Source organism: Paenibacillus sp. 79R4 (assembly GCF_013393165.1).
Taxonomy (GTDB): Bacteria; Bacillota; Bacilli; order Paenibacillales; family Paenibacillaceae; genus Fontibacillus.
The window spans coordinates 173999-188219 of sequence record NZ_QJOT01000001.1; the positions used below are offsets into that span (position 1 = coordinate 173999).

Here is a 14221-nt window from a genome sequence, read left to right on the forward strand (position 1 = left end):
TTCAAAACAACTAGGATAATTACGTATGAATTGAAATGGAGATCCAAAGGAAATCAAGGAACTTGAAGGAAGGTATGCAGCCCTGGAAAGAAAGCAACTAGAACAGATAAAAACATCCAAGCTTAAGAAATAGGGTGAGAGTTTTTTATGTTGCTTAGTCAAGTTCAGAAAAAAACAATTCAGTCTTTATCTATAGGCGAAAGCTATACAATTGCAAGAAAAACGATATAAAATACACTATGTAGAATCTAGCCCTTGGGGGTAAATAAACCCGAAATAAAAGCAGCTCTTCCAATAGAGGGATAAGGAGAAAATCGAACAAAAAAGTAAGCTGCCTGAAACAGCTTTGTAATGAAATTGATCCATCGCATCCTCCTCCTCATATTCTTGTTTTTTTGAACATAGTTGATTTTTAATGCAGGGGTATAGCCTATAACGTACATTTTGATTATATGTGCTTTAGATACAACTGGCAATGTGAGAAGTGTTCTATAAAGTCCGATAGTTGCTTTGCTGTCGGGCTTTTTTTGTCTCATTTTTAAACCCCTAAACCTCGAATCTTGTTCCCTCAACACACCACTCACGCAACGACCAAGCGACTAGAAAATTTACCTATTTTATTTAATGTTGGATATATTGTTATCGATTTCATATTAATGTAAATTAATTTGGCAGGATTACTACTTTAGTCTAACTAAATTGAGTATAAGGTTGGGTAATATTACCATGTATAATTTTGTATAATTATGTTGTAAAATATTCCGAAGTTGTAAAATATTCTAAAGAGGTAAATTATGAAAAATAATAAAAAATTTCTAATCATTGGAATTTTAATTATGGTAGTTGGAATTATTTTTATTTCTAAATTTAGTTTGAGACAAGAATATAAGGAAGTTTCAGAGGAGCAAATCTCAGAAATTGTAGAAAAAGAAAAAATAACTCTACTAAATAAAGAGATTATAGTTAGTAAAGATATTCCGGTAACCGTAATTTCATACAGGAGAGACAATGAAATAGGATCAATCGAAGCAACTAATCATAATGGCAAGCTTGATTTTAAAAAGGCTTTAACTACGGCAGTTTATACTGAAAAAAAAGTTGAAATTTTAGGCGTTAATAATGGGTTATGTTATATAATTTTGACATTTTATAATGAAGACCTTCTTTTGAAATCAAAGAAGATATCAATTTTTTATAACAATATTCAAAAAGATATTGATAGAAAAAACGAGAATGAAGTAAGCTTGATAATTCCACTTGCTGATGCTTCTAATGAAAAAAGTGGTATTAATTTAACATCAATAGAATTTTTTGATGCTGATAATAATATTATTTTTAACTACCCTTCAGATTTAAAATCAAATGATTACTATGATTATCTTTATTCTGCAAAAACAATTAATTTGCTTGAAAAAGAGACAAATTTCTCTAAATTGAAGACAAATTCTAACTTACCGCAATTAACAAGTATATTTGATACCTGGCTGTATGTAATGTCTGTACAAGTAAATGAAAACGAAAAAAATAAGATTGTTGATTTTATAAAAGGTTTAGAATCTGACAAGGGCCATTATTATGCAAGTTATAAAGAAAAAAATCAAAATGGGAGTTTAAAGCCTTATTTATACTTACTGGATACCAAAATGGCTATGGAAATATTTAGGGAATTACAGATGGATATACCTAATAAAGAGAATGTTTATAAATATCTTCAACAAACTGATTTTGAAATAAGTAAGAGTGAATTAGATTTTGTTTCTGAAGGTGGTTTCATAGTTCTTATTAATGAGATCATAGATATTATCAATAGCGAAGATACTAATAGGATAGATACTATTCATACTAATTTGGATGATTTAGTAGACTTGTTTAAAAAAGCTCCTTCATCGATAGATAAATATTCTACAGCTTTAGATCTAATGGAATTTTATCCGAATATTGATTTGAAATTAGATAATAAAGAAATTTCATCTTATATGAACAAGATTCAGCAATCTAATGGTTTGTTTAATATGGAGGGTTATACAGATGGTTATAATGCTTTATCAACCTATCTAGCTGTTGACATTTTAACTAAGTTAAATATTACAATACCCAAAAAAGACCAACTACTAGAAAGTATTAAAGCAATTAATGTTTCTTCTTTAACTGAATAATTTGATATCAATTAAAATTGATATAAAAACTATCGTGAAGGGGAGTATATTAAATGAAAAAGTTGCTTAGTTTTTGTTGTGCGATAGCCATTATGTGCGTATCCTTACCAATTGGTAGTGCTAGTGCTAATGGTAGCTCAAATTTGTCTTTAGTAGATTCTAAAAGTTACGAACTTAATGGAGAACAATTTGAAGTACGGACTTGGAAGGATTCAGATGGTACAAAAATTTATACAGTTCCAACAGAAGTAAGAAATAAAACCGAAGTAGCAGACTTTGTAGGCAATTTGATTAAAGGGGAACAGAAGCCGGAAATTACCCCTTTTGGTGTTGGATTTAATTGGAGTAGAGAATTGGAAGGGTATGATCTTACTGCACCTGATAAGGCAAAAATTCTATGGAGAGCTAGTGGATATAGTTCTGTAGGCCCAGTAGGCAGCTATAATTATAGCGAAATGGGTGTCAATCAAAGCGAATTAAAAGCTTTTTATCTTCCTACAGGATATCCTGACAAAATGTATTTGTCTTATTCTACTACGTATAATGGTATCTCTGCGTCTGTAACTTTTTCTGATAAACCAAGTATTACTTTTTCTCCTAGTACTAATACAATCACATGGAAATCTGACCCTATGTCTGGTGACTGGTTAATAGTTACTAGTAGTGATCCTTCCCATGCCACATCTTATATCGGAATTACGAGTACAGCAATTCAAGCAAATACTGAAATCTATATGGGAAAAAATGTTTATAAAGCACAAGTTTCGGACAAAATTGGTTATCTTAACAATTAAACACAGATGAACAATAAAGAAAGGAGGACAACCTCCTTTCTTTATATATAACCTCTCCGTATTGAGGTAGATGGGGCAAAGTTTCTCAGTACCATCAAACTGCATTCCTCCCAGGCGGATCTTCCGGAGCATTGTCCAGGATCGGGTAAGGTTCAGGATTGAGAGGTACAAACCTGCAGAGGAGGGATAACCTGCTTTGTCAATATAATTTTTTCTAAATTCTTTCTATCTTCCGAAGATCGTGATACAATGTAATCAGCAAAAGAATTAACTACTTCTACGTAATTTTATTCTTATACGGCCATAGACGATTGAAAAAGAGACCTTTACTTGGCGGTTAGGGTCTCTTTTTTGTTTGTATTACATAAAAATAGTAAATAATAATAAATAAACCCGAAGGAAAGCAGATTCCGGCTACACTGACCTATATTGGGTTAGGTTTACCTATGGATGGGAAACTTGGCGGTTACATCCATAAGTACCGTTCGTTATGTTGGAAGAGCTGCTTTTTTTGGGTTTATTGCCCCTTAAGGGCTAAGTTCTACTTATCGATTTCAAAAAGAATGATAAGGAGAATTCGAACGAAGTAGTACGCTGCTTGTAAGAGCTTGGCCATGGTATTTATTTACTCATAGACGATTTTTTTAATGCAGGTGTATAGCCCATAACTTACATTATGATTATATGTACTTTGGATACAACTGGCAACGCGATAAGTGTTCTATAAGGGTCCGAGTGGGCCCTTAAGATACGAGGTCAACGACTTCTACTCCAAGTACGTGGACAATGATATCAGTCTTCTTCGAATAGCGTTGAATCCTTACGTAGTGATATCTGGAGAGGCAGGTGCTGGTAAATCTCACTACATGGCGGATGAGGTACTGAAGAGAATAAACGCTAATAAGATGAGCATTTTTCTGTTAGGTCAGTTATTTCATTCAGAGGATACCATCCTGTCACAAATTAGAAAGCAATTAGTCATTGCAAGTGATGAAGAGATGGAAGCTGTATTTGAAGTGTTTAATGATTATGGGTTGGCTAAGGGGGAGCGCGTCGTCATTTTCATCGATGCTCTTAACGAGGGGAGAGGTAAACATTATTGGCTGAATTCGCTTGGCGGCTTCGTCGAGAGGCTAAGAAAACTTAACAACGTGGCCTTAGTGATGAGTGTGCGAGATACCTATGAAGATGAGATCATACCTGAGGGATTTTATAGAAGAAATAACGTGAACAAATATAAATTTGAAGGGTTCGATGATCTGGATCAAGCCATTCAGGAGTTCTTTAATTACTATCAAGTGCCGCTAAATTTAAATGACTATCTGAAATATGAATTCCAAAATCCTCTATTCTTGAAAATGTATTGCATGGCATACGATCAGGTTAATAGATCCGGCACGGAGAGCATTGAAGGTATTTTTAATAACTATTTCAAAAAGATCAATGAGAACTTAAAATTAAGGATCGAGAACTACCCGAAGTTCGGAAATTTGGTCGTTGAAGCTTTGTACTATTTTATCGATGCCAAGCTTAAGCACAAGGGCAGTGAATCGAACCTTTTATACGAAGTGGCTTCCAGGGAAGTAAATCAGGCTATGATGCACCATGGACTAGGTATCCATTTCTTTGACGAGTTAATTAATGAGAAGATCATTACAGTGAACACCATAACCCCAAACGGGGAAGAAAAGAATATCGTCTATATCGCTTTTGAATTATTTGAAGAGTACATCACAGCCAAGAAGATTATAGAAGCGAATGAGGTTCATACCTATACTAAAGCACGGGATCTAGAAGATTTCTTCTCGGATCAAAACCGCTATTTTCATTTGCTTTCCGATCGGCGCTCGAATCAAGGAATATTTGAAGCACTAGCCGTGCAGATACCAGATACGTTGTCCACTGAGTATACAGAGGAGTTCGAAATGTTTAATTGGCCGAAACGCATACTGAAGTACAAGGAGATTGACTTTAAAGCGGCCTACTATAATAGTCTTACTTGGAGAAGACCGGGAGGAATCAATGGAATATCGCATTCGTATATATTAAATGAATCTCTATATAGGAGCTATATTGATCCATATCATATGTATGAATTCTGGGATGAAGTACTAAAATATACGATTGTAAAAGATCATTACTATAATGCGAAATTTCTGTACAGACAATTAATTGAACTTAAGCTTGATGAATTTAACGCTTTCTGGACGGTTTATGTCAGCAAACGCTTTGCTCAGAATGACAGCTTCAAGACGATCATGAAGTGGGCATGGAAAGAGCATACGGACCAGTCTCAGCTGGATGATGAATCCGTACAGTTATTAGGGATGAATATTACCTGGTTTATGGCAAGCACATACGATCGCGTAAGAGATGTTTCTATTAAAGCCATGGTGAGGCTCTTTACGAACCGGATCGATATTTTGACAGATATTATCAAGAAGTTTGAAAGGGTTAATGATGCCTATATCTTAGAAGCGCTATTTTGTGCTGCCTATGGATGTGTGATGAATACGCGAGACATGGATCAAGCAGAAGGCTTGGCCTTATATCTCTATGAGGAGTTTTTTGACGGGAAAGAAGTTATTCCTCATGCCATGATTCGCAACTATTTGACGGGGATCCTGGAGTTTGCTCTGTCTAAGGGGCTCTGTAGAAATATTCATGTCGATGACATAAAACCCCCGTTTCAGAACCGGTATGTATACCATGAAGTCAAGCAGGATGTAATTGACGATCTTAGAATAGAACCCTCTGATGCAGAAATTAGCAGGCTGGATCCGTATGATTCCTACAGCGGCCGTGTTCTAGATTTAGAGATGTATTTTACATATCAGACCAGCATCATTGATGATCTTCAAGCCTGTTATACTAACGTTCCTATTCAATACGGGAATAGAATCCATTTTCAAACGGTAGAAATCATCGATCAGATCTTGCCAGAATGCAGGGAAAATTTCGTTCGAATGGTGATCAAGGAAATTTTTCAGATGGGCTACAATTTTATTAAATTCGGACAATTTGACTTAAGTGCTGATAATAACCAGATGGACAGCTTAGGACAGAAATATGAATGGATAGCCCTAAATAAAGTTCTCACTATTTATTTGGACAGCAAGCAATATATTTGCCAGAGATTTTCCGAAGACTGTCCGGTGAAGTTCGAGGGGGTCTGGCAGTTTACATTTTTCAGGAAAATGGATCCAAGTATCGACTATTATAGCCCTTTTGACACACGGGATTATCAGTATAAAAGGACAACAATGACAAGTGAGGATTTATTGAGTCATTTTCGTTCGTATGCGGAGAAATCATTAAATCAGATCGATTGGATATCCGTGAATCGGATTAGGTATAAGGTGAATAATGAACTTCACAGTACAAAGCCTTTTCTGATCAATAATAGCGATATAGAATCATTTAAGCGTTATATACAAAATCCTGATAATCTGCAGCAGAAACCGTTTGAGGATCTATATGTAGGAGAAATTTATTGGTCAGAGGCTTATAAGAGCCTGTTAAATGAAATGAATCCAAGAAACTGCGGTAAATGGTATGATATGAGGATCATTGATACTTATTTATGGGATATCAGCGATGGTGCCATGAACAACTATTTTGAATTCAGTATTTTATCCCCGTTGATGCTTGCGGAATTAAAGCTTTCGATAGGCAGCCATGTCTTTGAATTGGTCGATGAGGATGGAGAACTATCAAGCCTGCAGTTATATGAACGCAATTACAACGACATCCTTCTATTGAGGAAGGATAAAGTAACCAGATACCTAATACGTTCAGACAAGGTGATAGGTTGGCCTGTTATAAATGGCGGGGTAACTGGAATGATCATTTTTGATGGGCTACAGTTCCGGATCGATTAAGGATTTTGCAAAAATGAGATTCGGGATAACCTAAACAGGACAATAAATTGCTAATTGCATACTACCTCTGCCCTTACAATCTACCCCAAATATAATATAGAATAAATAGGTAAACTTAATTATTAGAAGCAGATATGGAGGGAATTAGAGATGCAGCTTACCAATAAAACGGCCATTATTACTGGAGCAGGAAAAGGGATCGGAAGGTCAATCGCAATCGCTTTGGCGAAGGAAGGCGTAAACCTTGGCCTCATTGCGCGCACAGCCACTGATCTCGAATCATTGCAAAATTCTTTGCAGACGGAGTATTCCGTAAAAGTATTTATGGCAACAGCGGATATTTCCATTCAGCAAGAAGCTGAAGCTGCCGTGCTGAAACTCCAGGAGCAGCTTGGTTCGGTAGATATTCTAATCAACAATGCGGGAATCGCGCAGTTTGGCACATTGATGGACATGGAACCAAGTACATGGGAACGAATTATTCAAGTGAACCTGATGGGAACTTACTATGTAACTCGTGCTGCACTTCCGTTCATGCTGGAGCAAAATAGGGGAGATATCATCAACGTAGCTTCCACTGCGGGTGAGCGTGGTTTTGCCACGGGTTCCGCTTATTGTGCGTCTAAGTTCGGCCTTCTCGGCTTAACGGAGTCTCTATTACAGGAAGTTCGCAAATCGAACATCCGGGTGGTAGCACTAACACCTAGTACAGTTGCTACGGATTTAGCAGTTAATGCTGGATTGAAAATTGGGGACGAAGATCGGATGATGCAACCAGAGGATGTTGCAGAGCTGGCACTGGCTACCTTGAAATTGCCTCCCCGTGTGTTTATCAAAACTGCAGGCATTTGGACGACTAACCCGCAGTAAGAAGCATGGATAACTAAATATCAAATCCCCACTTCTATTGGGTGGGTCAGGCTGTCGGCATTCAACAATGTCGACAGCTTTTACTATCAGCAGGATAATAGCGTCATGTTCTCCAGCTCCGAAGGCTTCTCTATGAGAAAAATATCCAATACATGAATCCCTGGGAATGGTATCATCGTACATATAGTAAGAATGTAACAAATACATACATAGAGAGACCGGCAACCTTAAATTTGAGGAGGGTTCTATTTGGGAAATTTTTTTACAATTTTTTCTTCTCCGGAAATGACTTTTGAGAGACTCAAAAGCAGCAAGCTGGCTTGGCTCATTTGCCTGATTGTCCTGTTGGTCATTTCATTTGCTGTGATTTACGTGGAAATGCCGATGATTGAACAAACGGTGCTGGATAGTCTGAAGAGTAATCCGCAGATTTCACCGGAGAGTTATGATACCGTGATGGACGGAAACAGGACTATTTCTTATGTCGTTGTTGTTATTACTTCCGTAGCTACGTTATTTATTAGTGGTCTTCTGTTTTTGCTGCTGAATTTAGTGGTTCGCGGTGAAGCGAAGTATATGCAATTGGTTACGGTTGCCGCGTTTGCTTCCCTGCCTGGAATGATTGACGGGGTCTTAACCGCAATCTTGCTAAAGGTAACGAATGCCCAGGCCATAAGTGATATATCGATCAGCTTGGGAGCGTTCGTTCAGGATAAAGGCAGCGACTTATTCAGAGTTCTGTCGGTCATTAACCCGTTCAGTATCTGGACCTTGGTCCTGTACATTATCGGTGCGGCTGTCATGATGAACCGCCCTAAAAAGCAAGTGGCGATATGGATTGTCCTTGCCTGGTTAGTTCTTTCTTTCGGTTCATTGCTATTGGCCTAATGACAGATAGAGGATGGGAGTGAGATCTTTTGTTGAAGAAGAAGTGGGTATGGGGTGTTATATTTGGCCTGGTGCTGATCGTGCTTGTGCTGGTCAATCTGAGAGGGTTAAATCGTACAGAAAGTGTAAGAGCAGCAGAGGCTACGGAAGGTGAGATTTTGGAGCAGGTCTATACGAATGGCCGGCTTGAACCGGTCAAGTCCGTTGAGATTTTCTCGCCGGTGGGCGGTGTGGTCCAAGCGCTTAATATCAAGACAGGGGATACGGTTACCGAAGGTCAAGCGCTGCTGACACTTAAGATGGACACCGTGAAGGAGCAGCTGGAGAAGGAGAAGCTCAGTCTGGAGTTGACCGAAGCCGAGAGGCTTGCTGCGAAGAGGCAGCATTTTGCCAAGTTCAAGCAGCAGATGGCTGAGGACCCTGAGCAAACGGTCGAAGAGCTCGACTTAACCTCCTACGATTTAAGAATTCGCAGCAGTCAATTGACGATTTCTTCCCTGGAGCAGCAGTTGAACAACAGCACGGTATACGCCTCGGCAGGTGGGGTAGTAACGCAGCTATCGGTCAAAGAGGGCCAGCTTATGGCTGAAGGCAGTCCGCTTGCAACCTTGGCCGATTTGTCCTCCTATAAGGTTAAAGCCAATCTGACAGAGCTGGATGCAGGCAAGGTAGCTGCGGGGATGAAGGCCGTAGTGACCGGTGAATCGATCTCGGGTACATATCATGGAGAGGTTACTTATCTATCCCCGACCGCTGTGCTGAACGATGCGGCTTCGAAGGATGCCTCTGTTGAAATGGAGGTCACGCTCCAGGATCAAGCCGCGGAGCTGCGTCCCGGATATAATGTGGCCCTTGAGATGGAAATACCGGACAAGCCCCGACTTCTCGTCCCGATCGAAGCTGTAAAGTATGAGGGCGAGGAAGCCTATGTTTTTAAAATTGAAGAAGACAGAGCTGTCAAATCAGTGATAAAAATCGGCAAAGAGGGAGACGGTCAGGTCGAGATCGTGACAGGAGTCTCCAAGGGTGACCGAGTTGTCGTAGGGGGCGCAGATCAACTTCACGATGGCGACAAGGTGAAGGTCGAATGATTACTTTGACGGACATCACCAAGGTATATAAAAATGGCTTGCTCGAGGTTCAGGCGCTCAGCCCGGTTACTTTACAGGTGGAGCGTGGAGAATTCATAGCGATTATGGGCTCTTCGGGCTCGGGCAAGTCTACGCTGATGAACATTATCGGTTGCCTGGATGTCCCGACGTCGGGCAGCTACGCGCTTGATGGGCAGGAAGTCCATACATTAAATGAAGATCAGTTGTCCAGAGTGCGGAACCAGAAGATCGGCTTTGTATTTCAAAGCTTTAATCTGCTTGGACGTCAGACGGTATTGCAAAATGTGATGCTCCCGATGATGTATGCCGGTATTCCCAGAGAGACAAGGCATGAGAGAGCGCTGGAGCTGCTGGCTAAGGTGGGTCTCGCCGATCGCGTAAAGCATCGTCCGACAGAGCTCTCCGGCGGCCAGAAGCAGCGCGTCGCTATTGCCCGCGCGTTAACGATGAAGGCGCCGATTCTATTAGCCGACGAACCGACCGGTAATCTGGATACGAAATCATCCTATGAGATTATGGAATTGTTTAAGCAAATCCATGCGGATGGGACGACGATTGTACTTGTCACCCATGAGCCTGATATTGCGGAACATGCTGACCGTGTGCTTCTCTTCGGCGATGGCAAGCTGCTCAAGGATACGCGCAAAGGAAGTGTGAGTCCATGAGTATTTGGGAGAGTATTCTTGTTGCACTGGACAATCTTCGCATTAATAAGCTGCGTTCTTTTCTGACCATGATCGGGATCGTATTTGGCGTCGCCGCGGTCGTTACTGTCGTATCGATCGGACAGGCGGGTCAGAAATCGATTATTTCTACCGTTTCGAGCTATAAAGATGGATATTTTGTCGTCTATAACAATTACTCCAGCGCACCATCCGGGGCGGATGCGGAGATTCGTCTTAGGGATTTAAATGAGGTTGCCAAGCTGCCAGGGGTCAGATATGTCTCTTCTTCGATTACATATTCACTGGCAACGAAGCTGAAGAATGAGGAGCTTAGATTCTCCATCACTGCAACGAAGTCGGACATGACGAAGATGATGAATCTCGATATGGTGGCTGGCCGATTCTTCAGCGCGCAGGAAGAGAGAGGGCGTCAGAAGGTAATCATTGTGGATAGCAAATACGCAATCAAGGCGTTTGGCTCTGAAGCAGGTGCGGTGGGGAGAAAGCTGGTCACCTCGACGGGAACCTATCGTATTATCGGCGTATACAAGCCGCAGGAGAGCATTCTGAGCGGAATGGAGGGGGAGCATTATACGGGTTATGCTCCCATTACCACGATGCCAAGGGGCGAGGATGGGGATAATATACGTCTGGGTGTGATTGAGGTTCTCGCCTCATCACCCGAAAATATGGACCAGACGGTGAAGGACGTGAAGGAGTGGTTCGCCAAGAAGAACAATGCGGATGTCGGACAGTATCTCTCTCAGACCGGGAAAGAAGCGGAGCAGATGGTGTCCAGCACCTTTAGCATTTTGCAGACGATCATTGGCTCCATTGCCGGCATTTCTCTGCTGGTTGGCGGTATCGGGGTCATGAACATTATGCTGGTCTCGGTAACTGAACGCACAAGGGAAATCGGGATTCGCAAAGCGATCGGCGCTACGCCGGGCACCATTATGGTGCAATTTATGATCGAGGCGATCATTTTGTCCTTTATCGGCGGGGCGCTTGGGGCATTGTTAGGGCTGTTTATTGCTTTCCTATTTGCTATGGTCACCGGCTGGCCATTTGTGGTGAGCATTTGGGCAATGGCATTAGCCTTTGGCTTCTCCGCTGCAGTAGGAATCTTCTTTGGTCTATACCCGGCCAATAAAGCCTCCAAGCTGCACCCGATTGAATCACTGCGGTATGAATAAGGTAAGCAAATATCAATAACAAGGCCAGATCACTCAAGTATTTTCTATAAAATATTATGAAGAGACATCGTTCATCGCGGTGTCTCTTTTGCTGGATAACTCGGCGATATCGACAATTTTCATTTTCCTGGGGCCACTTAGTTCAATCAGCCCTTCCTCTTGAAAGGCAGCCAATTTTCTGCTTAGTGTCTCCTGGCTCATACCTAGCTGTGAAGCAAAGTCCCCTTTTTTCATGCCCAGAACAATATTCCCCGACGCATCGGCTGAGCTTAATAAAGCTCCGGCTATACGTTGTTCTACGGAAGTAAGACTGATCTCCTCGATCAGGTTCTCTGCCTTTTCCAGACGTTTGCTCAGCACATCCATGACTTTAAAAGCGATGGTAGGATATTTCCCCATCCGCTCCATTAATTTGGAGCCTTCAATAATGCACAGGGTCGAGGTTTCTAATGCCTCCGCATTGTCTGTTAACGGAACAGAGCTGAACAAAGAGAGCTCACCCATAAATTCTCCCGGGCCGATCAGGCGAATCACCTGTTCCTTGCCATTTGGATTAAAGCGGGCTACCTTTACCTTGCCGGTATGCAAAACATATAGCTTTCCGCTCATATCTCCGGCTAAATACAGCATTTCCCCTTTTTTAAAGGTTTGCGCGGTGGTGATATGGGCAATTTCCAGCATCTCCTTGTCATTCAAGCCGCTAAATATCGGTACATTTTCAATACAATTTGCGTGGTTCTGCGTGTGGGAGCAGTTATCCATATAAGAATCCTCCAGTAACATCGTTATATCGCTATATTGGTCTTGGTTTTTGATTTTCCGAATCGCAATAGTCGAGTAGCATTGATAATAACTAACAATACCGACGCCTCATGTACAAGCATACCGAAGGAAAGGTTCACGGTCTTGATGAATATGCCTGCCAGTAACAAGCCTGCTACCCCAATCGCAAAAGCAATATTCTGTTTCATATTGCGCACAGTCGCGCGACTTAATCCCATCGCATAAGAGAGCCTCTTGATCTCCTGGGACATGAGCACGACATCAGCCGTCTCCATGGCCACATCTGCACCGGCGCCGCCAATCGCAATGCCCAGGTCCGCTTTAGCCAGCGCAGGCGCGTCATTGACCCCGTCGCCAATCATGGCGACCTTTCCATATTTCTCTTGAAGCTGATTCAGAACAGCAACCTTGTCTTCAGGAAGAAGCTCACTATAATATTCATCCAGTCCAACCTCTGCAGCGATAGCCTTAGCAGCATTCTGATTATCACCCGTCAGCATAATTACCTTTCTGACGCCTAAGGCTTTAAGGTTGGATACTAAGCTTCTCGCTTCCTCACGAACTGTATCTGCTATGGCTATTATACCAATAACTCTTTTAATGCAACCTACGATAACTACGGTTTGCCCCTTGGTCTCCTCGGCTACAAAATCATCCTCCTGCATAGCCAGGCTTATGCCGTGGTCCTCAAACAACCTTCTGTTGCCTATATAGTACTCTTCATTATTAAGTGTAAATTTAATGCCTCGCCCTGTAAGCATTTCCGCATTCTCCGATATTTCCGTAACGGGGCCGAGCTTGTCAGCGGCTTTGGAGAGGATGGCCCTTGCTAGCGGGTGCTCTGAATAAGCTTCACCCACTGCGGCTATTCGCAATAGCTCATCTTCACTGGTTCCATAGGCTTTCATCCGGGTGACACTTGGTTTGCCAACGGTTAAGGTTCCGGTTTTATCGAAGGCTACGGCCTTAACGGTACCCAGCTTCTCCATGATTTCCCCGCCCTTGACTAATACCCCATGCTTGGCGCCATTCCCGATTCCTGCGACTATGGAGACCGGGGTCGAGATCACAAGCGCGCCGGGGCACGCGATGACTAACAAGGTCAGGGACAGATGGATATCCCTTGTAATGAGAAACGTAATTATAGTTAACAAAATAATGGACGGTGTATAGTATCGAGAGAACTTCTCCAGAAATTTCTGCGTGTTCGCTTTTTTATCCTGGGCTTCCTCAACCATTTGCAAAATTCTGGCGAAGGTCGTATCATCCCCGACTTTTTCCGCTCTGATCATTAAATAGCCCGCTTCAATAACAGTTCCTGAAAAGACATTCTCTTCCACACTGCGGTTAACCGGGATCGATTCGCCGGTAATCGCGGCCTGATTGATATAAGCTGAACCCTCGATAATCGTACCGTCGATCGATATTTTCTCGCCCGGCTTCACCAGGACGATCTCGCCCGGGGCGACTTCCTCAGGCGGAAGTTCCACTTCCATGCCGTTTCTGATCACTCTGGTTCTATCCGGTGCCAGATCAAGGAGCGATTTGATCGAGGAGCGAGTCTTGTCGATGGTTCTTGATTCCAAATAGTCTCCCAGCATAAATAAGAAGGTGACTGCTGCAGCCTCCCAGTATTCCCCGATCAAGATGGCCCCGATGACTGCTATGGTTACAAGCGTATCAATCCCTACTATCTTGTATCTTAAGGCTCCGACAGCCCTTTTAATAATAGGAGCCCCCGCTACTACGGTAGTCGCTAACATAAGAATAACTGTAATTGCTTGATATCCCAGCAGTTCTTTTAGCAGTAACGACGCAGTCGCCAGTGAACCCGAGAGCAATGCCGTCTGACCTTTAGTGATTTTCATAACAAGAC

Annotated in this window: 11 protein-coding genes; 8 read left to right on the plus strand and 3 right to left on the minus strand. The window is 41.9% G+C overall.

All coding sequences use genetic code 11. From position 1 onward, the window contains the following. Positions 1-248: 248 nt before the first annotated feature. Positions 249-536 carry a hypothetical protein gene (locus DMN77_RS00775; RefSeq protein ID WP_179013089.1) on the minus strand — a complete coding sequence of 96 codons (288 nt, stop codon included), beginning with the start codon at positions 534-536 and terminating at the stop codon, positions 249-251. Between the two features lie 258 nt (positions 537-794). Between DMN77_RS00775 and DMN77_RS00780 the strand changes: the two genes are divergently transcribed. The 8 genes from DMN77_RS00780 to DMN77_RS00815 all read left to right on the plus strand — a co-directional run bounded on the left by DMN77_RS00780 (position 795) and on the right by DMN77_RS00815 (position 11562). Continuing rightward, on the plus strand, positions 795-2156 hold the full coding sequence (locus DMN77_RS00780; protein ID WP_179013090.1) for a hypothetical protein: 1362 nt from the start codon (positions 795-797) through the stop codon (positions 2154-2156). A gap of 53 nt (positions 2157-2209) precedes the next feature. After that, on the plus strand, positions 2210-2950 hold the full coding sequence (locus DMN77_RS00785; RefSeq protein WP_179013092.1) for a hypothetical protein: 741 nt from the start codon (positions 2210-2212) through the stop codon (positions 2948-2950). Positions 2951-3816: 866 nt separating this feature from the next. Continuing rightward, the gene (locus tag DMN77_RS00790) at positions 3817-6831 is read left to right on the plus strand and encodes an NACHT domain-containing protein (RefSeq protein WP_179013093.1); all 3015 of its coding nucleotides are present in this window, start codon (positions 3817-3819) and stop codon (positions 6829-6831) included. 150 nt (positions 6832-6981) lie between these two features. Beyond that, positions 6982-7701, plus strand: coding sequence for a 3-ketoacyl-ACP reductase (locus DMN77_RS00795; protein WP_068779287.1), 720 nt, complete (start codon positions 6982-6984; stop codon positions 7699-7701). A 249-nt stretch (positions 7702-7950) separates the two neighbouring features. Next, on the plus strand, positions 7951-8589 hold the full coding sequence (locus DMN77_RS00800; protein ID WP_068779288.1) for a YIP1 family protein: 639 nt from the start codon (positions 7951-7953) through the stop codon (positions 8587-8589). 29 nt (positions 8590-8618) lie between these two features. Further along, positions 8619-9680: an efflux RND transporter periplasmic adaptor subunit gene (locus tag DMN77_RS00805; protein WP_179013095.1), complete on the plus strand. Its 1062-nt coding sequence runs from the start codon at positions 8619-8621 to the stop codon at positions 9678-9680. Continuing rightward, positions 9677-10366: an ABC transporter ATP-binding protein gene (locus DMN77_RS00810; RefSeq protein ID WP_068779290.1), complete on the plus strand. Its 690-nt coding sequence runs from the start codon at positions 9677-9679 to the stop codon at positions 10364-10366. The genes DMN77_RS00805 and DMN77_RS00810 overlap by 4 nt, the downstream gene beginning before the upstream one ends. Next, positions 10363-11562: an ABC transporter permease gene (locus DMN77_RS00815; RefSeq protein WP_179013097.1), complete on the plus strand. Its 1200-nt coding sequence runs from the start codon at positions 10363-10365 to the stop codon at positions 11560-11562. The genes DMN77_RS00810 and DMN77_RS00815 overlap by 4 nt, the downstream gene beginning before the upstream one ends. A gap of 54 nt (positions 11563-11616) precedes the next feature. Here the strand turns inward: DMN77_RS00815 and DMN77_RS00820 are convergent, their stop codons facing one another. Further along, positions 11617-12324: a Crp/Fnr family transcriptional regulator gene (locus tag DMN77_RS00820; protein ID WP_179013098.1), complete on the minus strand. Its 708-nt coding sequence runs from the start codon at positions 12322-12324 to the stop codon at positions 11617-11619. A gap of 23 nt (positions 12325-12347) precedes the next feature. Further along, entirely contained in the window at positions 12348-14213 is a 1866-nt protein-coding gene (locus DMN77_RS00825; protein WP_179013100.1) for a heavy metal translocating P-type ATPase, read from the minus strand. Positions 14214-14221: the final 8 nt, after the last annotated feature.

Excerpts from the sequence above, each read along its gene's own strand:
- DMN77_RS00810 (WP_068779290.1), top strand. The coding sequence starts at position 9,677 with ATGATTACTTTGACGGACATCACCAAGGTATATAAAAATGGCTTGCTC.
- DMN77_RS00815 (WP_179013097.1), top strand. The coding sequence starts at position 10,363 with ATGAGTATTTGGGAGAGTATTCTTGTTGCACTGGACAATCTTCGCATT.
- DMN77_RS00785 (WP_179013092.1), top strand. The coding sequence starts at position 2,210 with ATGAAAAAGTTGCTTAGTTTTTGTTGTGCGATAGCCATTATGTGCGTA.
- DMN77_RS00775 (WP_179013089.1), bottom strand. The coding sequence starts at position 536 with ATGAGACAAAAAAAGCCCGACAGCAAAGCAACTATCGGACTTTATAGA.
- DMN77_RS00795 (WP_068779287.1), top strand. The coding sequence starts at position 6,982 with ATGCAGCTTACCAATAAAACGGCCATTATTACTGGAGCAGGAAAAGGG.
- DMN77_RS00820 (WP_179013098.1), bottom strand. The coding sequence starts at position 12,324 with ATGGATAACTGCTCCCACACGCAGAACCACGCAAATTGTATTGAAAAT.
- DMN77_RS00825 (WP_179013100.1), bottom strand. The coding sequence starts at position 14,213 with ATGAAAATCACTAAAGGTCAGACGGCATTGCTCTCGGGTTCACTGGCG.
- DMN77_RS00790 (WP_179013093.1), top strand. The coding sequence starts at position 3,817 with ATGGCGGATGAGGTACTGAAGAGAATAAACGCTAATAAGATGAGCATT.
- DMN77_RS00780 (WP_179013090.1), top strand. The coding sequence starts at position 795 with ATGAAAAATAATAAAAAATTTCTAATCATTGGAATTTTAATTATGGTA.